Below are 19,210 nucleotides of genomic sequence, written 5' to 3' on the forward strand. Positions count from 1 at the left end.
GTCCTGAGGTTGCCGAAAGACGGCAGAGGCCGCCTTGGCCAGACCCCTAGGTGACCGTGGGAAGGGGGGACATTGGACAATCGGTCCAATCCCCGCGCGCCGCCAGTTGACGCCAATGACCCTCAACGAGGCCTCGCGGCCTCACGAGCCATCGAGAGAGCCACCCAGACCATGTCCGCCCACAGCGCCACGCCGTCGTCGGAAACCCTGGAGCGCGACGCCGCCGCCGTGACCGCCCGCCACGGCAAGGTCGACGCCGGCGAGATCGCCATTGGCGTCATCATCGGCCGAACGTCGGAGTTCTTCGATTTCTTCGTCTACGCCATCGCCTCGGTGCTGGTGTTCCCCAGGCTGGTGTTCCCCTACGCCGGGGCGTTGGGCGGGACGCTCTTATCGTTCGCTGTATTTGCGCTGGCCTTCATCGCCCGGCCGTTCGGCACCGCCCTGTTCATCGCCATCGACCGACGCTTCGGCCGCGGGACCAAGCTGACCGCCGCGCTCCTGCTGCTCGGCATCTCGACCGTGGCGGTGGCCTTCCTGCCGGGCTACGCCCAGATCGGCGCCTGGTCGGCGGTGCTGCTCGCCCTCTTCCGCATCGGCCAGGGTCTCGCGCTCGGCGGCGCCTGGGACGGAATGCCGTCGCTGCTGGCGCTCAGCGCTCCGCCCAACCGGCGCGGCTGGTACGCCATGATCCCGCAGCTCGGCGCGCCGATCGGCCTGATCGTGGCCAGCGCCCTTTTCGCCTACTTCCTCGACGTGCTGTCGGCCGACGACTTCCTCGACTGGGGCTGGCGCTATCCGTTCTTCGTCGCCTTTGCGATCAACGTCGTGGCGTTGTTTGCGCGCCTGCGGATCGTCGTCACGCCCGCCTTCCAGATGCTGTTCGCCACCACGGAGCTCAGGCCCACCCCGGTGCGCCAGGCGATCCGTGAAGAGGGCTGGAAGATCGTCATCGGCGCCTTCGCTCCCCTCGCCTCCTTCGCCATGTTCCACATGGTCACGGTCTTCCCGCTGTCGTGGGTGTTCCTGTTCACCCGCGAGCCGCCCGGCCGCTTCCTGATGATCGAGCTTCTGGGAGCCCTGGTCGGCGTGGCGGCGATCCTCGGCTCCGGCATGCTCGCCGACCGCTACGGGCGCCGCGCCCTCCTGGCGGCCACCGCCGCCGGGATCGCCGCCTTCAGCGGCTTCGCTCCACACCTGCTCGACGGTGGTCCGGCCGGCGAGGCGATGTTCATGATCTCCGGCTTCCTGCTGCTCGGTCTATCGTTCGGCCAGGCCTCTGGCGCGGTGGCCTCGAGCTTCTCGCCGGCCAATCGCTACACCGCCTCGGCGCTGACCTCCGACCTCGCCTGGCTGTTCGGCGCCGGCTTCGCGCCGCTGGCGGCCCTCGTCCTCTCCACCCGGTTCGACCTGATCGCCTCGGGCGCCTACCTGCTCTCGGGCGCGCTCGCGACACTGGTCGCACTTTGGCTCAACCGGGAGGCCAGGCGGGCGAAGCCCTGAGCACGACGCGACAGATACGGAGTGAACCTTGGACCCACAGACCACGAACCATTCGGGCATCATCGCAGTGGACCGCGTGGCTTTTGAACGCGCTGGCGGCTCTCAGCGAGCGCCGGCTCATGAGCCGCCGCGCGCGCTCAGAAATCGCGTTCGCCCCGGCTAATCCTGCTCGATTGGACGTTCCGCCCTGACGACCAGCACGTCGCTGGGGGTGGATTCGACGATCCGCGGCCCCTTCCCCCGGATGACCAGGTGGAAAAGCCGGCTGCGCTCGTAGGCGCCGATCACCGTCAGGTCCGCGCCCCTCTCCAGCACATAGGTTCCGAGCATCGCCTCGGGCGGTCCATGCTCGATGAGGACTTCGATCTGGGCGCGCTTCGCGTCGGGGAGGCTCGCACCGTCGAGGAAGGTGCGGATCGTGTCCTTCTCCATCTGGCCGAAGTCCCGACCGAGCTGGCTGTCCGACAAGAGGGCCCGGTAGGGCATCTCGTAGGCATGCATGAGCGCAAAGCTCGCTTCGGGGAAGAGCGCCATCGCAGCTTCGAGGCCATACCTGGCCTCCTCGGAGAAGTCCGTGCCGACGAGCACGTGGCGGTACGGACCGTTCGCCCGCCGCTTTGCGACCAGGACCGACACGGGCGAGCGGCGGAACAGCTCCTCGATGGTTCGCCCCAGGCCCCCGAGCGGCCTGTGCCGTCCAACCCCCAGCACCACCAGGTCGCACATCTCGCGCTCGACCGCGTCCAGGACCACCTTTACGGCCGGGCCGCGCTCGACGTGGACTTCAAACCGCGGGCACAGGCCGCGCACATCATCCTTGATCTGCTGTTCAAGAAACGAGGCTGTCGGCGGAGCCCGCCTCCAGGAGGGAAGCGCGTCGTGGTCCGGCAGGCCAAGGCCCGGGCCCTCTATGGCGTGCACGACCAGGAGCTCCGCCCCCCAGGCGTTGGCAAGCTGGGCGGCGCGGTCGAGCGCACGATCGCTCAGGCCGGTAAGATCAGTCGCAAAAAGGATTTTCTTCGGCGGCGTCGCCGGCCAGTTCACCTCGGGCAAACTCACTCTCCTCTTCAGAAGCTGAGCCTTGCCGACGCATCCGTCGGAAAACATTGACCTAGTATATCTTTTACGTTCGTCAACGACCGCCGGGCATCACAAGGTCGAAAGATTGCGACTTTCTCTGATATTTCTTTCTGAACGCCGCAGCTACGGCTTGAACCGTCGGCGCGGAAACGGAAGGATGAAGCTCAGACGGCCCGCCCGGCCGGACCACGGCAGCCCCAGGAGACGACCGTTCGATGTTCGGCGCCGAAGCCGCGCTTGTCCTGGTGCTCGCCATCCCCTTCGCCGCGAGCCTGACCGCCGCCTTCCTGCGACCGCACGCCCGCAACCTCGCCGCCACCCTCGGCGTGGCCGCCATGGCCGCGAGCCTCGCGATCGTCATCGCGCTCTCCGGGCTGATCACGGCGGACGCCCCGCTGGCGTTTACCGCGCCCTGGTCCCCCAGCCTCGGCCTGCAGTTCAGCCTCCGCGTCGACGGCTTCAGCTGGATGTTCCTGATCCTCGTCTGCGGCATCGGGCTGATGGTCAGCGTCTACGCCCGCTACTACATGTCTCCCGCCGACCCAGTGCCGCGCTTCTACTCGCTGCTGCTCGCCTTCGCGGGCTCGATGATCGGCCTCGCGCTTTCGGGCGACGTCATCCAGCTCATCATTTTCTGGGAAATGACGAGCATCCTGTCCTTTCTGCTCATCGGTTACTGGCATCATGGGGCGGCCGCGCGGGAAGGCGCGCGCACCGCGCTGACCGTGACGTCGGCCGGGGGACTTTGCCTGCTCGCCGGCCTGCTGCTGATCGCCCAGATCGCCGGCAGCACCGACCTCGACGCGATCCTCGCGTCCGGGGACGCGATCCGCGCAAGCCCAACCTACCTGCCGACGCTGGTGCTGGTGCTCCTGGGCGCCTTCTCAAAGAGCGCTCAGGTCCCCTTCCACTTCTGGCTGCCGCAGGCGATGGCCGCGCCGACCCCGGTGTCGGCCTATCTTCACTCGGCCACCATGGTCAAAGCGGGGGTCTTCCTGCTCGTGGTCCTGTGGCCTGTGCTCTCCGGCACGGAGGCGTGGTTCTGGATCGTCACCAGCGCGGGGATCATCACCCTCGCGCTCGGCGCCTTCCTGGCGATGTTCCAGAACGACCTCAAGGGCGCGCTGGCCTACTCCACCATCAGCCACCTCGGCCTGATCACCTTCCTGCTCGGCCTCAACAGCCCCCTCGCCTGTGTGGCGGCCATCTTCCACATCGCCAACCACGCCATCTTCAAGGCGTCGCTGTTCATGGCGGCGGGGGCCGTGGACCACGAGACCGGGACCCGCGACCTTCGCCGGCTGCGCGGACTCGTGCGCTACATGCCAGTCACCACGGCCCTGGCGGCCATCGCCGCCGGCGCGATGGCGGGCGTGCCGCTGCTGAACGGCTTCCTCTCCAAGGAGATGTTCTTCGAAGAGACGCTGGCCGCCCGACGCGGCCTCGCCATTGACGTTGCGCCCACCACCCTGGCCGTCGTGGCGGCCGCCTTTTCGGTCGTCTATTCCCTGCGCTTCGTGGCCGGGGCGTTCTTCGGGCCTGCGCCGGACGACCTGCCGCGGCGTCCCCACGAGCCGCCGGTCTGGATGGTGGCTCCGATCGCCCTGCTGGCGCTGATCTGCGTTCTGGTGGGCGTGCTCCCGGGGGCGACCATCGGGCCCTTCCTCCACCGGGCCGCAGGCTCGGTCCTGGGGGACAGCGTTCCCGCATTCACCTTGGCGGTCTGGCACGGGTTCACCCCGGCGCTGGCGATGAGCCTCGTCGCGCTCGGATCCGGAGCCACGCTTTACGTTGTTTTCCGCCGTCGCCTGCTGGCGATGCGCCGGCCACCGTTCCAGCGCATCAACGCCAAGCTGGTGTTCGACCACATCCTGCAGTTCGTCAGCGACACCCTGCCCGCCTGGGCGGAACGCCGGTTCCCGGAGGGGCGGCTGCAGCCGCAACTTATGCTCATCCTGGTCGCCACGCTGGCGGCTGCGGCTCTGGCCCTGGGCGGCGCGCACCTTGGTCACACGGACGCCGCGGTTTCGAGCATCGATCCCGCCTTCGCCATCCTGTGGACGATCGGCGGCGCCTGCGCCCTTGCCGGCGCCGCAGCCGCAAAGTTCCACAGGCTCGCCGCGCTGATCCTGGTCGCCGGCGCCGGACTGATCTCCTGCATCAGCTTCGTCTGGCTCTCGGCCCCGGACCTGGCGACCACCCAGCTGCTGGTCGAAGTGGTCACCACCATCCTGCTGCTGCTCGGGCTGCGCTGGCTCCCGCCCCGCATCAGGATCGACGAGCCAAGACCCCTGCTGATAAAGCTCAGGCGCTGGCGGGACGCGCTGATCGCCCTGCTCGCGGGCCTCGGCATGGCGGGCCTCGCCTACGCGGTGATGACGCACCCGGTGGACGACTCCATCTCGGAGTTCTTCCTCGCCCGCGCCTATGTCGAAGGCGGCGGCCACAACGTGGTCAACGTCATTCTGGTGGACTTCCGCGGGTTCGACACTTTCGGCGAGATCACCGTGCTGGCGATCGTCGCCTTGAGCGTGTTCGCGCTGCTGCGCCGTTTCCGGCCGAGCCAGGAAAGCCTGACCCCCCCGGCGCAGCGACGCGTCCAGGACGCCATGGACGAGGAGCGCCAGGAACGCGGGCGGGGGCATACGGCGGCCGAGTACCTGCGGGTGCCGGGCCTGATCATCCAGCTGATGGTGCCGGTGATCTTGCTGTTCGCCGTCCACCTCTTTCTGCGCGGCCATGACCTGCCCGGCGGCGGGTTCTCCGCGGGCCTCACGGCGGCCGTGGCGCTGATCCTGCTGTACATGGCCAACGGCGTGCGCTGGGTGGAGGGGCGGGTGCGGGTCGCGCCGGTCCGCTGGATCGCGCTCGGCCTATTGACCGCCCTGGGGACCGGCGTCGGCTCATGGGCGTTCGGATACCCCTTCCTGACCTCCTTCTCGACCTATCTGGACTTCGGTCCGCTGGGACGCATGCCCGCGGCGACCGCCATGCTCTTCGACTTGGGGGTTCTGATCCTGGTGGTGGGCGCGACCACCCTGATCCTGACGGCGATCGCCCATCAGTCGCTTCGGCGACCGCGCTCCCAGCCGTCTCCGACGGATCGGGAACTCAGTCCCGGAGACCCATGATGGAGATCGTGCTCGCCGCCGCCATCGGGGTGCTGACAACCTGCGGGATCTGGCTGTTGCTGCGCCCTCGCACCTTCCAGGTCGTCATGGGACTGACCCTCGTGTCCTATGCCGTGAACCTGTTCATCTTCTCCACGGGTGGTCTTCGGACGGGCGCGGAGCCCATCCTCAAAGGCGCCTCAGGCGGCCTGGCCGACTACGCGGATCCGCTGCCCCAGGCGCTCGTCCTAACCGCCATCGTGATCAGCTTCGCCACGACCGCCTTGCTGCTGGTGGTGATCCTGGCGGCGCGCGGCTTCAGCGGCGGCGACCACGTCGACGGACAGGCGGACGAGTCGTGACCGCGCACCTGATCATAGCGCCGATCCTGATCCCGTTGGCCGCGGCCGCCGCCCTGCTGCTGATTCCGCGTCAGAGGCTGAGCGGCGCTCTGGCGATCGCCGCCAGCCTGGCGCTGCTCGCCGTCGCCGCCGCCCTGGCGGCGGCGACGGATCGCGGAAGCGGGCTAACCCTGGTCTACCGGCTCGGCGACTGGCCGACCACGGTCGCCATCGTCCTGGTCGCGGACCGCCTGGCCGCGGTCATGATGCTGCTCGCCGCGGTGCTAGGGCTCGTCAACACCCTCTACGCCTTCAGCCGCTGGTCGCGCCTCGGCCCCTACTACCTCGCGCTCTCGCAATTCCTGCTGATGGGCCTGAACGGCGCCTTCCTGACGGGAGACCTGTTCAACCTATTCGTCTTCTTCGAGATCCTCCTCGCCGCCTCCTATGGCCTGCTGCTGCATGGATCGGGCGCCAAGCGGGTGGTCGCGGGCCTGCATTACATCGTCATCAATCTGGCGGCGTCGCTGCTCTTCCTGATCGGGGTCAGCCTCATCTTCGGCGTCACCGGAACCTTGAACATGGCGGTGCTCGCCGAGCAGGTCGCGACGCTGCCGGCCCAGACGCGCAGCCTTTTCCAGGTCGGCGCGGCGATCCTCGGCGTCGCCTTCCTCGTCAAGGCGGCCGCCTGGCCGCTGGGGTTCTGGCTGCCGCGCACCTACGACGCCGCGGTTCCGGCGGCCGCGGCGATGTTCGCGATCATGACCAAGGTCGGCGTCTACGCGATCATGCGCCTGGGGCTGCTCTGCTTCAGCGCCGGGGCCGCCGCCTCGGCCGGCTTCGGCGACCTTTGGCTGTTCCTGGCCGGCGCGACCACGATCATCGTCGGGATCGCCGGCATGCTCGCCGCCCGGGACCTTGGCCGCCTCACCGGCTACAGCGTCCTCGTCTCGGCGGGCGTCCTGCTCGCGGCGATCGTGTTCCGCAACCCTGCGGTTCTCGCCGGCGCGCTGTTCTACATGGTCGTCTCCACCCTAGGCGCGGCGGCGCTCTACCTGCTGAGCGGACTGATCGGACCCGACGGCGGCGACGAATTCGAGGAACCTTCGCTGCTCGAGGCCTACGATCCCGAGACGGAGGACGCCTTCACGGAGGAGGACGAGACGGCCGTCGTGATCCCCGCACCCATCGGCGTGCTCAGCGCGGGCTTTCTCATCTGCACCCTGCTGATCGCCGGGATACCGCCCCTGCCCGGCTATCTCGCCAAGGTCGCGATGCTACAGCCGCTGCTGCAGGGCCCGGCTGGCCCGACGCCCGCCGCTGCGGCCGTGCTGGCGAGCCTGTTGATCGCCTCCAGCTTCTTCGCGCTCCTGGCGCTGACCCGGGCGGGCGTTCAGATCTGGTGGGCCGAGCCGCGGCGCGTCCCGCCGACCATCCGACTGGTGGAGGCCGCGCCGGTGGCGGCCCTGCTCCTGGCCTGCCTGGTCCTGACCCTCGCCGTCGAGCCGCCCCTGGCGTTCCTCAGGCGGGCGGCCGACCAGGCGCTCGAGCCCGCACGCTACATCGAGCCGGTGCTCCGCGGGAGCGGGACATGAGACGCTGGCTGCCCTATCCGGCCATGAGCCTGTTCGTGTTCGCCACCTGGCTCGTGCTCAACCAGAGCTTGGCGCCCGGGCACCTGGTGCTGGCCGCGGCGCTTGCAGCGGCGGCCGGATTCCTGTTCGTCAGGCTCGACCCGCCGCCCCTTCGAATCCGCCGCCGGGGCCTGCTTCTGCGTCTCGCCGTCCGCGTCTTCGGCGACATCGTCCGGTCCAATCTCGCCCTGCTGTGGGTCCTGCTCAGCGGCAGGACCAGCAAGGTCACCTCCGGATTCGTCAGCATCCCGCTACAACTGACCAATCCCTATGGCCTGGCGGTCCTCGCCTGCATCATCACCTCCACGCCCGGCACGATCTGGATGAGCTACCGCTCGCGGGACAACGTGCTCCTCATCCATGTCTTCGACCTGATCGACGAGACGGCGTGGATCCGGACGATCACCGAGCGGTACGAGCGTCCCTTGAGGGAGATATTCGAATGAGCGCCCAGATCCTGGCGACGGCCATCTCGGCAGCGCAGCTGCTGCTCGCGACCGCCATGGGGCTGTGCATGTTCCGGATCATCCGCGGCCCTCGCGCCCAGGATCGCGTCGTCGCCCTGGACGCCCTGTACGTCGCCGGAATGCTGCTGCTGATCACCCTAGGCATGCGCACCGGCAGCACGCTCTACTTCGAAGCCAGCGCGATCATCGCCCTGCTGGGCTTCGCGAGCACCGTGGCCCTGGCCAAGTTCCTGATGCGCGGCGAGGTGATCGAATGAACCACGCGGCCGACATTCCCTTGCCGATCGCGATCGTGGTGGCCGCCACGCTGCTCGCCGGGGCGCTTCTGACCCTGGCCGGGGCGATCGGCCTGGTCCGCCTCAAGTCCTTCTACCAGCGCGTCCACCCCCCGACGCTGGGCGCCAGCATGGGGATGTTCCTGATCCTCTGCAGCTCGATCCTGTTCTTCTCGGTGTCCCGCGGCCAGGTCGTCTTCCACGAGATCCTGATCGCGGTCTTCCTCACCCTGACGACGCCGATCAGCCTGATGCTCGTGGTGCGCGCCGCCCTGGCCCGCGACCGCTTCGAGGGCGCCGACGTGCCGATGGGAGAGATGCGCGATGGAGTCCGTGACCGCCAATAGCCTTAGGGGTCGAAGAGCTGTTCCTGCCGGGCTGAAATAGACAGGCGCGCGCGCCCGCTAGACGCGACCTTGTGAGCGAAGCGCGGTCGGAACCCACTCCGGGGGACGCTTCTCGGCGAAGGCTCGAACGCCCTCACGGCACTCCGCGCGCGCGCGAGAGAGAGAGGCGGCGAAGGTCACCTCGTCGAACGTCCCGTAACCGGCGTTAGCGATGCGCTTGAACTGCTGCCGCGCCTCTCACCGTCCTGCCTCAAGTGGTCTCGACAACGGCGTCGCTCGGCGCCTGCAGGACGAAGCACGCGCCCGGCGCGACGCTCTCGATCTGCAAACTTCCCTTGAGCTGACGCGCCAAGGCGATGAGCACCCTCATTCCAAGACTGTCCTGAGCATCTGCAAGATCGAAATCCTGCGGCAAGCCGCGACCGAAATCCCGGACCTCGAGGCGAAGCTCGCCCGAGGGCGTCATCCTTAGTCTGACCCGAACCTCTCCTCCTTCCGTATCACCGTAGGCGTGTTTGAAGGCGTTGGTGACAAGCTCGTTCACGATCAGCGCCAGGGGGATCGCCTTGCTTACATGAACCTCGATGGGCTCCGCTTCGCACCTCAGGGGGTGGACCGGCCAGGTTTCCTGCAATCCATGGCAGAGTTCGCCGAGGAGTTGGGACAGGTCGATGGTTTCCGCGGCCGTGCTGCGCCAGAACAGATCGTACAACTGGGCGACGGTGCTCACGCGAAGCGCGGCTTCACGGATGGCTTCGCGCGCCGCCCCCTCGACCTCCCGCGCCTGCATCGTCAGCAGGCTTGAGATCAGGGCGAGGTTGTTCTTCACGCGATGACTGATCTCCTGCGTGAGCAGCTCCTGCAGCCGCTCGGCTTCGATGCGGTCAGTGATGTCGGTGTTCGTCCCGAACCAGCGGATCAGCCGTCCCTCTTCGTTCCGAAGGGGCGCGGCTCTCGACAGGAACCAGCGATATTCTCCGTCGAACCGACGAAGCGGATAGGTGTCCTCCCAATCGGCGCCTGCGTCCCAGGCGCGACGGAAGCCTTCGGTGACCCGCACCGCATGGTCAGGATGCACCGCCGTCGTCCAGCCCCAGCCCTCCATCTCCTCCAGGGTCGCGCCGGTGAACTCGTGCCAGCGGCGATTGTACCAGACCGTGCCGCCGTGCTGGTCCGTCAGCCAGACGAGCTGCGGCAGGAAATCAGCCATAGCGCGGAACTGGAGTTCCGCCTCGGCCGCCCCGGATGCGGAGTTCAGGCTCCTGTCCCGTTCCATGCTGGCGAAACGAGTCCGGACCCGCTTGCGTTCAGCCGGGTCACACCGCTCTCCATCGTCCCTCCGGCATGCGGCCCCGCTCCAAAGACCTGGCGTCCTAACCCTAGACGAGGGCCCCTGTGCGAGCGCCACGCGCGCGCAATCCGCACGCTACGAGCTGGTGCGAGACCGCCCCAAAGTCCAGGATGGCGGGTCGCTTGCTGGGAAACTCTGCTCCAGCTCTTCGTCGACTGAGCAGCCCTGCACGTCACCTCTGCGGCGGCCGTCCGCTTCATCATCCCCAAAGCCTTCCTCAGGATCGCGCCAGCCTCGCCGGGTTCGACAGGGCGATCGCGCCCTGAGCGACGCGGAGGGCGAACTCATGGCCGGTCCGGGGGTCGATCTGCAACCATGACGCCGACTCTTCGGGGGTGTAGGCACGGCCTCCTCATTGAACACGCCGACCCGTCCGTGAACACACCGACCGCATCCATGCGCGTCAGGACGGATGAAAGGAAGAAGAACCGCGGACGCGTCAAAAGGTTCGCGGGCGACGACGGCCCGGCGGCGGCGGCATTGACTTCCCCGACAACAAGACCAATCTCTGCCTTGCTATGTGGATGCGCCGAGCCCATTTCGGCCTTCTTGACCGCGCGGGACAGCGCGTCGAAGGCTAGCCTCCCCGAGCTTAACGCGCAGAGCGCGAGCTCGGGGGACCCGTCTTCGGGTCACGACAAGCCCATCCATTCCCCACCACGTCGGTAGCCGCCGAGCCGGCGCCAGGTCGTCCTGGCGCGTCTCGCGACCACCTCGATTGGACCAGCATGGACCTCCCGCTCCAACACCACGTCAAGGCGTGGGTCTCACGCGCCTTGGCCGACGCTCATCATCAACGGCTGGATCTCGCCCGCCGGCTGCCGCCGATCAGCGTCGCCCAGCGGCTGCGGCGCAAGGCTCGCAGGCTCGCGCTCTCGCCGTCCGGATACGAGCAGCTTCTCCGGCACGCGCTGGCGGCCGCCGCGGACCACGGCGAGAGGAGCTGCCGGGCACTGGAATTGCGGTGCCTTCTGCGCGCGCCGGACCCGCTTGCGCAGCTTTCGCTCAGAATGCAGGTGCTGGCCGCCGGACGCGACCACAACGGCGAACTGATCGCCGGCGCCGCGGCTCGGGAGGAACGCCGCAGCGCTCGGCGAAGAGCCGGCGATCCGGACGAGGTGGCCGCGCGGCTGGTCTCCGCGGCCGGCCTGAACCGCGCGTTGTGGGACCACCCCGGCCTGGCGGCGGAGCCTTCGGTGCGTGCGTCCATGCTCGCCTGCGCCGCCCGGCTCGAGAGCCGGGCTGTCGAGCTTTCGCCACCAAACGCGGGGCGCCTGCTGCTGGCCTTCACCAACCTTGCCCACCCCAAACAGGAGATCCGCAATGGCGCTCAGCCTGCACGACCATGAACGACGCATCGAGGATCTGGAGATCGCGTTCGATGCGCTTCGGCGAATTGTCATCGAGGCGGGGGAGCGTGAGAAGGCCGCCGTCGCCGAAGCCATACGGAAGCTGCGGGTGGGCGGCAGATCTGGCGCAGCCACCCTGCTGCAGGGCCTGGAGGGCGCACGTCTCGCGCCATACCGGACATGACCAGCCAGGGCGGCGGGACGAAGGCAAACGAGGACACGGGCCTGCTGATCCGGCGACGGGACGCCGATCTCCTCGACGAGATCGCGATGCGCGGGCTGCTGTCGGCGCCGCGCGCGGCCGGAGCCCTGCTGGATGCGCTCCGAAGGGCGGAGATCCGGCCGGACGATCAGGTTCCGGCCGACGTCGTCGGGCTCGGCGCCTGGGTCACATTCATCCGTGGCGACGCATCGACGACGACCCGGCCGGAACAGGTGCGCCTGGTCACGCCAGCTGAAGCTGATCCGTTGCGCGGGCGGCTTTCGGTGCTGAACAGCCTTGGGGCCGGCCTGATCGGCCTTCGTGCCGGCCAATCCGTCGACTGGCCGGACCGGCTGGGCGGGATCGATCGCCTGGCGGTGCTGGCGGTGAAATGGCCGGCCGCTGGCGGCTCGCGGAAGCGTCCGACCAAGCCGGCCTCATCAAAGCTTCGGTGCGTCGAGAAGGAGACCCCCATGAACACATCTGACGAGGAGCGCCGCCGCGCAACGCCTGGGGACGAGGACCAGCGGCGCCGATCCGAGCCGGAAGGCGACGACACACCTTCGCCGAAGGTGGTGCGCCTGCCGTCGCAGCGCTCGGTGAAACGCGCGTTCGAGGACGATTGGCCGCCGGGCGCTGCATGACTTGGCGCGCCCAGCTCGTGCGAGAGGCTGATCCAATGACGATACACACAGAGGCCCTCGGGGCCGAGGTCGTCGCGCGCGCGGCCGCGGCGGCGATTGTGCAAGTTCAAGACGAAGTCGTCGATCTGTTCGGCTCGCGTGGGCGGTCCGGCGTGATCGCTCGCCTTCGCATCCAGGCCAAGGAGCTGTCCGCCTCCGGGATTGCATTCGAGCAGATCAAGAGCCTGGCTCTCGACCGGGCGGCGGACGACGTCTCCTGGGGGCGGCCGCCGCTGGCGAACTGGTCGACCTTCGTCGACGAAGAAAGCCGGCCGTCCACGGCGCAGCGGCTCGCCCTACGTCTTCAGGTGGGCCCGCCAGACCCCGAGGATGACGAGGCGGCGCGCGAATTGAGCCGGACGGTCATCGCCCGAGTCCTGGCCGACGAGGAGGACGCATTCTCCGCGGCCCGGCGGTTTCCTCAGCTCATCCACCGCGAGGGGGTTCTGCAGGAAACGCTCTGGGATGACCCGCGCCTTGCAGCCTCGCCGTCGGCCCGACGCTTGATGCGCGCTGTCGCCGCAGACCTTCAGCGGAAGCTGAGCCTCTCGCCCGCGGCGGCGCCGCGGCTGCAGCAGCCGCTCGCGCCGCCGCCGCAGAACGTGTGGCGTCGCCTGCTCGGGAGGGTTCAGGCCTACGCCGGACTGCGTTGAGGCGCGCGCAGGACGCGAGCAGGCTCACTCGCCGCCAGAGCAAACCCCATGTCGGGGCAACGCCGCCAACGGGCGTCGCTCCGCAATCGAAAGGAGTTCCTTGTTTGCAGCCTCACGCCCAACCCACCGTCTTCGTCCGGGAGAAGGAACTCGGCGAGCTGGCCGAGATCGCGCGGGAGGATTTCACGCCGGCCGCCGCATTGCTGCGGGAAGAACTCAGGCGCGCGATCGTCCTGTCCGACGAGGAGTTCCCACGGGGCTTCGCAAGACTCGGCTCGGCGGTGGAGTACGTCGACTTCCTTTCGGATCAAATCCAGCGCATCACGCTCGCAACGCATGACGCGTTCGGCCCCGACGCGCGCAAGGTGTCCGTCGCCTCCCCGCTCGGCGCCGCCCTGATCGGCCTTTGCCCAGGCGACGTGTTCAGCTGGACGGGAGGCGACGGGAAGCCGCGGACGATCCTGGTGGTCAGCGTGACCGCTCCCGATCGTGCGCCTGGGGACCGACGAGCAGTTTAGATAACGCCCAGAGCGCGCATCGATTCGGCCACGCGGACAAAGCCGGCGATGTTTGCGCCCAGCACATAGTTGTCCGGGGCGCCATAGGCCTCGGCGGTCTCCGCGCAGGCGTCGTGAATATTGCACATGATCGCCGCCAGCCGCTCTTCGGTCTGTTCGAAGGTCCAGCTGTCGCGCGAGGCGTTCTGCTGCATCTCCAGCGCCGAGGTGGCGACGCCGCCGGCGTTCGCCGCCTTGCCGGGAGCAAAGAGAACCCCGGCGTCCTGGAACAGGCGCACGGCTTCCGGCGTGCAGGGCATGTTCGCCCCCTCGCCGACCGCCACGACGCCGTGGCTCGCCAAGGTGCTGGCGTCCTTGCCGGTGAGCTCGTTCTGGGTCGCCGACGGCATGGCGATGTCGCAGGGTACGTCCCAGATGGAGCCGCCTTCGACATAGGTCACGCCGGCGCCTTTGAGGCGCGCGTACTCGGAGATGCGCTCGCGGCGGACCTCCTTGATCTCCTGCAGCAAGGCCAGGTCGACGCCCTCTTCGTCGACGACATATCCGCCGGAGTCGGAACAGGCGATCACCCGTCCGCCGAAGGCGATGACCTTCTCGATCGTGTGGATCGCCACGTTGCCGGAGCCGGAGACCACGACGCGCAGCCCATCGAAGCTGCGGCCCCGCGTCCCAAGCATCCGATCCACGAAGTAGACAGCCCCATAGCCGGTCGCCTCCTTGCGCGCTCGCGAGCCGCCGTAGACGAGACCCTTGCCAGTGAGGACGCCGGCCTCGTAGCGGTTGGTGAGGCGCTTGTACTGGCCGAACATGTAGCCGATCTCACGGGCGCCGACGCCGATGTCGCCGGCCGGCACGTCGACGTACTCGCCGATATGCCGGTGCAGCTCCGTCATGAAGGACTGGCAGAAGCGCATCACCTCGCCGTTGGAACGCCCACGCGGGTTGAAGTCGGATCCGCCCTTGCCCCCGCCGATGGGCAACCCGGTCAGCGCGTTCTTGAAGGTCTGCTCAAACCCGAGAAACTTGACGATCCCGACGTTCACCGAAGGATGGAATCTAATCCCGCCCTTGTACGGGCCCAGCGCAGAATTGAACTGGACGCGGAAGCCCCTGTTGATCTGCACTTGGCCGCGGTCATCCACCCACGGCACCCGGAAGATGATCTGCCGCTCCGGCTCGCAAATGCGCTCGATCAGCGCGTCATCCGCATAGTCGGGGTGCTTGGCGATGACCCGTCCCAGGCTTTCCAGAACCTCCCGCACCGCCTGATGGAATTCAGGCTCGCCGGCGTTTCGGCGCACCACTTCGGCAAGGATGGGTTCTAGCTTCTCGTCGATCTGGGTCATGCGCTTGGTTCCGAGTGACTGGCCGCCGCTAACGTCGAACACGGCGGGCCGCAACGCAAAGTATAGAATGGCTGCATCCTGCGGCCATATTTGCGGATCCCCTGGAACTCGATCCCGCGACGCCCGCGACGGCGACGCGCCGACGCCGGACGAAGGGGCGGGCTGCGCACGCAAAGGATGACGCCCCTCCCGGCCGAGGGGGCGCAAGGCCGGAAGGGGCGTCCGGACCTCAGGAGACCTGAGGCCTACTTCGCGCCAGAGGACGTCGAGGCGCGAGGTTTCACGAGATCTGCAAGCGAAGACGCCTGCCGTTGAACCACCTTGGGTTGCTTAGGCTTGCGGGGTTCTCTGTTTCCGGAACGGTTCTTCTTGCCCATCGTGAGCTCCAGGGCGATCGCGCGCACTCGCAACTGCGCAGCGGCAACGCGCACGAGGTTGCACCGCGATCGCTTCAGCAAAGCGTGGTGAGTGACCTAACGGCCGAGTTCGGCCGTGGACGACGCCGCTGGCGTTCCCTGGCCCGAACGGCGCGGTCGCCAGGATCGGACCAGGGCTAGGAGCCTGGGATGAGACAGACGGGGCGGCGATCGCCCGCGGCGCCATCATGGAGCTGCATGAGCCCAGGCTCGGCAATCCCCGGTAGGAAGTCAATGGCTCTCAAGGCCGCTTCGGCGGCCACGACTCGAGCTCGCGCGCGCCAGATCACCGTCGGCATCCCGGGCCGCCTGGCTCCCATCAGTTTGCCGGCCCTCGACTTGAAACTCCGCCGACAATTACTATCCTTATGGATGTGACTAGCTGCCGCCATTTGTTGACCGAAAAACTCATTGTCCGGCCCTAGGCGGGCGCCTGCCAATTGCGGGCGCCGTACCTCATTTCATCAATGCGCAATATCTTTTGATTGAAGCACCTTGAGGTTCTTCATGCTTAGCGAATTATCAAATGACAATCCCAGCATTGTCGTTCTGGACGATGAATACACCGATCTCTCGGATATTATCTGCAGCGCCGCGCGCACGACGGCTGGCCTCTCGCTGCTCTGGCGCGAACTCGGCCGCGCCACCCTGTCGCCCCGCACGCGGGCGCCCGCGGATCTGGTGAGGATGGGATCCCGCGTTCACTTCACCGATCTGGATCGCCGGGAGTCGCGGATGGTGCATCTGGTCTATCCCGAGGAGGCCTCCACTCCGGTCTTCGTGCCGGTGACCTCGTCCATCGGAGCTGCGCTGCTGGGGTTGCGGCCCGGAGACGTCTTCAGCTGGGTCGACCCGGCCGGCGAGGTTCGAACCTTGCGCATCGACAGGGTCGAGCCGCCGCTGCGGCCCCAGGTGCGCAAGCGCCGGGCATGAAGCCTGCGCCGCCGCCCGGCGGGACGCACGTCGGCGGGGCGGCGACGACGGCTTACTCGCTCCTCCTGTCGGCGAGCGCGTCCCGCAGCGCGTCCAGCAAGGCGGGCTCGCCAGGCGGGGCGGAGACGCAGACCCGTTCGAATCCCGCGGCCATCAAGGGCTTTGCTGCGGCTTGCGAGATGCACACGCAGGCCCGTCCTTTCGGGAGGCCGCCGGCGTGCGCCGCCAGCTGTTTGGCCGCCTTGGGCGAATGCACCAGCGCAGCCGCCCAGCAGGGGCGTACCCGGTGGGACCTCGGTCGCTCGTCCATAAGACCGGACGCGTGCGATAAAGGGCTGCGGTGACGGCCTCCACCCCCTTCAAGCGCAGCGCGCCGACAAGGTCCCCGGCGGGCTCCAGTGCGCCAGGGCGCAGAACGGCTCCATAAAACGAACGTCGCTCAGCCAGGGCGCGAACGTCGCCGCCGGCGGACTGAACGCGGTGAAAGCCCACGGCTCGGGCGGCCTCGGCCGTGGCGTCTCCGACGGCGTAGACCGGCAAGTCGCGCAAACCGTTCCGGCCGACGAAGGCTGTGACGCCGTTGGGACTGGTGAACGCCAGCGCCCCCACGCCGGCGAACGACAACTCCGCGCGCAGGGCCTCGACCCGCAGGACGGGCGCCACCGCGGGAGCATGGCCGAGGCGCGACAGCACGGCTGCGGTGCGGCTGGCGCCTGGCTCCGTACGCGCCACCCAGACAATGGGAGGGGGTTGGACGGAGCGGCCGTCTTCGGCCTGGACGGCCGCCCTCACGGCGACACGCCCGGCGTGCTCAGCCCGCGGTGTCGATGCGCGCCTCAGAGCCGGGCCGCGATCCACAAGACCGCAATCAGAGTCAGCGCGCCGGGCAGAACGACACGAAGCCGCCGTGACGCGCCCTGTCGGCCCCTGAAGCGCCGCAGGCGCCAGCCGGCGTGCAGGTAGACAATAGGCCGTGGGCGGCCGGTCTCGTCGCCGACGATATAGTGCCGGCCATAGCGGTTGATCATCGCACCTCCGGAACGGCGCGGCTCTGCGGCTCCGACTATCTGGCGGGAAGGCGGAATCGCATGGCGCATAAGGACGCCCCGCAACGTTCCGTTCAGCTTGAAATCAACCCCGACAGCCGATGGCTGCGGGGATCACTGGCCTGCGACCAGACGCCCTGCGCGGGCCTCCAACATCAGAATTTCGGCGCAGAGCGGCATGGCCCGCATGCTGTTGTCGAGCCGGCGCGGTGTCAACGCGCTTGGCCTCAGGAACTGGCGGAGACCGCGCCGACCCTGGCTTGCGCAGGCGCGACGTTCTCCACCCGGATCAACCGGGTGCGGCCCAGCGCGTCGGTCCATCCGAAGACATCTCCAGGGAGGAGCCCGATGAGGGCTGCGCCGACCTCGCTGTCGACCCTGACTGCCCTCTCGCCTGCAGCCTCGCGCGGATGGGCGACGACGACCTCGCAGTCCTCGCGCGTGACGACGTCCCGGTAGCGCACCCGGGAGTTCAGGCGAACGAGCTCGCGCGGGGCGCAGCTTTCGGGGATGACGTTTGCCCGCATCACCTCGCACCAGAGCAACGCCATGCCATGGGTGGCGGGTTCGATCGACGAGACGACGTCGAGGAGGCGCTCGTGCTCCGGCGCGCAGACCAGGATCTGCGGGCGTGGCAAGCGGGGAAGGCTCAGATCTGTCATCGTCACTCTTCAAGGTTCAGCCACAACCTCAGCGGCCAGGTGAACTCAGCGGCGGCCGCGATCGCACGACACAGGCCTTATGGTCATGCCCCGAAGCCGACGGGATCTTCATGGAGGACCTCGAGGACTTTCACCGCCCGCAACTGGCCGTCCGGCGCGCTCCAGCGAAAGATTGCGCCCTGGGGCAGCCCGATGAGCGCCGCGCCGAGCGGCGAGAGCACGGAGATGTAGTTTTCTTCGGGGTTCGCCTGCTCAGGACGAACGATCCGGACGCGTCTTTCACGCTTGCTACGCAGATCGCGATAAGCGGCCCAGCTTCCGAGCTTCACGAAATCGAGGCCTTCCGGCGCCCCGACGGAGAAGCGATTGACCTCCTCGCGCAGAAGGGCGCCCCCGGGGTTCGCCAGACCGGCGTGGCTCGCCAACGCCTGCAGCTCCAGAGCGTCCGCCTCGGACGCGTAGACAGTGGGACGCGCGAACATCGTGTCATTGAGGTTTGGCATCTGGTTCTCCGTGGTTCAGTTCGACGTGGATCCGAAAGGGAGCCGCTCCTGGCTGTCGACGCGGTGCGGGGGATCGAACCTGGCCAGGATCGCCCCAAGGGCGGGCTCGCGCACCAGGCGCGCCGCCTGTTCGGGGGAACACCATCGAAGGGCGCGTTGCCCGCGTTCGGGCCAGACTGGCGCGATCGCTGTGACGTACACGGCGAAAACGGCCACCCGGCAGCCGACAAGTCCACGCCCGAGGCGCTTTTCGTACGCGTACTCGCCGAGTGGGTGTTCGCTGAGCGCCCGGCCGATCACGCCGGCTTCCTCGAAGGCCTCTCGCTCGGCCGCCGCCGCCAAGCCTTCCCCGCATTTGGCCCAACCTTTCGGCAGCACCCAGCGGCGGGTGCGCTTCGATGTGATGAGCAGGACCCGCGGCTCACCCGTCTCGGCGCGACAGTAGGCGACGGCCGCGCTCTGGCTGCGCTGCGTGTTCGGCCCCTCGGCCGCGCCGCTTCCACGCCGTCGCGCCTCGCCGTGCGCGCGCTGACGGCTCGACCCCGCTGATCCCGAAGGTCGGCGACGGTCACTTGTCTTCCACATAGACCTACTCCGCGCCCGCCCAGCGAGCGCCAAGTTATGTTTGGGATGTTTTGAGTTGAATGCGAGAGGTCGCCCCCGAACTCGTCCGGACGTGCCGGGAAGAGTACGGGGCTACGACTCTTTGACCGCTGCGCGAATGCTGTCCGCGCGCTTAAAGTTGTTCATATGAACGCCCATAGCGGCGAGACCATGGGACAGCTGACCAG

Annotated in this window: 21 protein-coding genes; 13 read left to right on the top strand and 8 right to left on the bottom strand. The window is 68.1% G+C overall.

The genetic code is table 11. The annotated features are described in order from the left end of the window. Positions 1 to 171: 171 nt before the first annotated feature. Complete coding sequence (locus ACSQ14_RS25065; protein WP_436017719.1) at positions 172 to 1,503, top strand: MFS transporter; 1,332 nt, start codon at positions 172 to 174, stop codon at positions 1,501 to 1,503. Between the two features lie 159 nt (positions 1,504 to 1,662). Here the strand turns inward: ACSQ14_RS25065 and ACSQ14_RS25070 are convergent, their stop codons facing one another. Then, entirely contained in the window at positions 1,663 to 2,547 is an 885-nt protein-coding gene (locus ACSQ14_RS25070) for a universal stress protein (RefSeq protein WP_436018128.1), read from the bottom strand. A gap of 251 nt (positions 2,548 to 2,798) precedes the next feature. Between ACSQ14_RS25070 and ACSQ14_RS25075 the strand changes: the two genes are divergently transcribed. From ACSQ14_RS25075 to mnhG, 6 genes are read left to right on the top strand one after another with little or no spacing between them, the layout of a single operon-like run. Then, positions 2,799 to 5,714 (top strand): monovalent cation/H+ antiporter subunit A, encoded by a 2,916-nt coding sequence (locus tag ACSQ14_RS25075; protein WP_436017721.1) that lies wholly within the window; start codon positions 2,799 to 2,801, stop codon positions 5,712 to 5,714. Continuing rightward, positions 5,714 to 6,055: a Na+/H+ antiporter subunit C gene (locus ACSQ14_RS25080; RefSeq protein WP_436017723.1), complete on the top strand. Its 342-nt coding sequence runs from the start codon at positions 5,714 to 5,716 to the stop codon at positions 6,053 to 6,055. Before ACSQ14_RS25075 ends, ACSQ14_RS25080 begins: the two co-directional genes overlap by 1 nt. Next, positions 6,052 to 7,629: a monovalent cation/H+ antiporter subunit D gene (locus ACSQ14_RS25085; protein WP_436017725.1), complete on the top strand. Its 1,578-nt coding sequence runs from the start codon at positions 6,052 to 6,054 to the stop codon at positions 7,627 to 7,629. Before ACSQ14_RS25080 ends, ACSQ14_RS25085 begins: the two co-directional genes overlap by 4 nt. Continuing rightward, a complete protein-coding gene (locus ACSQ14_RS25090; protein ID WP_436017727.1) occupies positions 7,626 to 8,114 on the top strand; it encodes a Na+/H+ antiporter subunit E in 489 nt (162 codons plus the stop codon). Before ACSQ14_RS25085 ends, ACSQ14_RS25090 begins: the two co-directional genes overlap by 4 nt. Beyond that, the gene (locus tag ACSQ14_RS25095; RefSeq protein WP_436017729.1) at positions 8,111 to 8,392 is read left to right on the top strand and encodes a K+/H+ antiporter subunit F; all 282 of its coding nucleotides are present in this window, start codon (positions 8,111 to 8,113) and stop codon (positions 8,390 to 8,392) included. Before ACSQ14_RS25090 ends, ACSQ14_RS25095 begins: the two co-directional genes overlap by 4 nt. Continuing rightward, positions 8,389 to 8,757, top strand: a complete 369-nt coding sequence (gene mnhG, locus ACSQ14_RS25100; protein WP_436017731.1) for a monovalent cation/H(+) antiporter subunit G — start codon at positions 8,389 to 8,391, stop codon at positions 8,755 to 8,757. Before ACSQ14_RS25095 ends, mnhG begins: the two co-directional genes overlap by 4 nt. Positions 8,758 to 9,007: 250 nt before the next feature. Here the strand turns inward: mnhG and ACSQ14_RS25105 are convergent, their stop codons facing one another. Beyond that, entirely contained in the window at positions 9,008 to 10,033 is a 1,026-nt protein-coding gene (locus ACSQ14_RS25105; RefSeq protein WP_436017733.1) for a sensor histidine kinase, read from the bottom strand. Between the two features lie 803 nt (positions 10,034 to 10,836). On the opposite strand from ACSQ14_RS25105, the gene ACSQ14_RS25110 reads away from it, so the two are divergent. From ACSQ14_RS25110 to ACSQ14_RS25130, 5 genes are all read left to right on the top strand, one after another. Next, positions 10,837 to 11,457, top strand: a complete 621-nt coding sequence (locus ACSQ14_RS25110) for a hypothetical protein (protein ID WP_436017735.1) — start codon at positions 10,837 to 10,839, stop codon at positions 11,455 to 11,457. Then, a complete protein-coding gene (locus tag ACSQ14_RS25115) occupies positions 11,432 to 11,641 on the top strand; it encodes a hypothetical protein (protein ID WP_436017737.1) in 210 nt (69 codons plus the stop codon). The genes ACSQ14_RS25110 and ACSQ14_RS25115 overlap by 26 nt, the downstream gene beginning before the upstream one ends. Then, positions 11,638 to 12,303 (top strand): GreA/GreB family elongation factor, encoded by a 666-nt coding sequence (locus ACSQ14_RS25120; protein WP_436017739.1) that lies wholly within the window; start codon positions 11,638 to 11,640, stop codon positions 12,301 to 12,303. The genes ACSQ14_RS25115 and ACSQ14_RS25120 overlap by 4 nt, the downstream gene beginning before the upstream one ends. 35 nt (positions 12,304 to 12,338) lie before the next feature. After that, complete coding sequence (locus ACSQ14_RS25125; protein WP_436017741.1) at positions 12,339 to 12,995, top strand: hypothetical protein; 657 nt, start codon at positions 12,339 to 12,341, stop codon at positions 12,993 to 12,995. A gap of 104 nt (positions 12,996 to 13,099) precedes the next feature. Next, positions 13,100 to 13,513, top strand: coding sequence for a GreA/GreB family elongation factor (locus ACSQ14_RS25130; protein WP_436017743.1), 414 nt, complete (start codon positions 13,100 to 13,102; stop codon positions 13,511 to 13,513). Here the strand turns inward: ACSQ14_RS25130 and gdhA are convergent. Next, the gene (gene gdhA / locus ACSQ14_RS25135; protein ID WP_436017745.1) at positions 13,510 to 15,066 is read right to left on the bottom strand and encodes an NADP-specific glutamate dehydrogenase; all 1,557 of its coding nucleotides are present in this window, start codon (positions 15,064 to 15,066) and stop codon (positions 13,510 to 13,512) included. The genes ACSQ14_RS25130 and gdhA overlap by 4 nt on opposite strands. A gap of 716 nt (positions 15,067 to 15,782) precedes the next feature. Here gdhA and ACSQ14_RS25140 point away from each other — a divergent pair. Then, positions 15,783 to 16,208, top strand: coding sequence for a GreA/GreB family elongation factor (locus tag ACSQ14_RS25140; RefSeq protein ID WP_436017747.1), 426 nt, complete (start codon positions 15,783 to 15,785; stop codon positions 16,206 to 16,208). 153 nt (positions 16,209 to 16,361) lie between these two features. Here the strand turns inward: ACSQ14_RS25140 and ACSQ14_RS25145 are convergent, their stop codons facing one another. The 5 genes from ACSQ14_RS25145 to ACSQ14_RS25165 all read right to left on the bottom strand — a co-directional run bounded on the left by ACSQ14_RS25145 (position 16,362) and on the right by ACSQ14_RS25165 (position 19,004). Further along, positions 16,362 to 17,066, bottom strand: a complete 705-nt coding sequence (locus ACSQ14_RS25145; protein WP_436017749.1) for a uroporphyrinogen-III synthase — start codon at positions 17,064 to 17,066, stop codon at positions 16,362 to 16,364. Then, a complete protein-coding gene (locus tag ACSQ14_RS25150; protein WP_436017751.1) occupies positions 17,045 to 17,236 on the bottom strand; it encodes a hypothetical protein in 192 nt (63 codons plus the stop codon). Before ACSQ14_RS25150 ends, ACSQ14_RS25145 begins: the two co-directional genes overlap by 22 nt. A 245-nt stretch (positions 17,237 to 17,481) precedes the next feature. Beyond that, complete coding sequence (locus tag ACSQ14_RS25155; RefSeq protein WP_436017753.1) at positions 17,482 to 17,916, bottom strand: hypothetical protein; 435 nt, start codon at positions 17,914 to 17,916, stop codon at positions 17,482 to 17,484. An 83-nt stretch (positions 17,917 to 17,999) separates the two neighbouring features. After that, entirely contained in the window at positions 18,000 to 18,419 is a 420-nt protein-coding gene (locus ACSQ14_RS25160; RefSeq protein ID WP_436017755.1) for a GreA/GreB family elongation factor, read from the bottom strand. Between the two features lie 15 nt (positions 18,420 to 18,434). Further along, on the bottom strand, positions 18,435 to 19,004 hold the full coding sequence (locus ACSQ14_RS25165; RefSeq protein WP_436017757.1) for an NUDIX hydrolase: 570 nt from the start codon (positions 19,002 to 19,004) through the stop codon (positions 18,435 to 18,437). Positions 19,005 to 19,210 lie beyond the last annotated feature (206 nt).

The sequence above is a fragment of the Phenylobacterium sp. LjRoot219 genome, assembly GCF_964252995.1.
Lineage (GTDB): Bacteria > Pseudomonadota > Alphaproteobacteria > Caulobacterales > Caulobacteraceae > Phenylobacterium.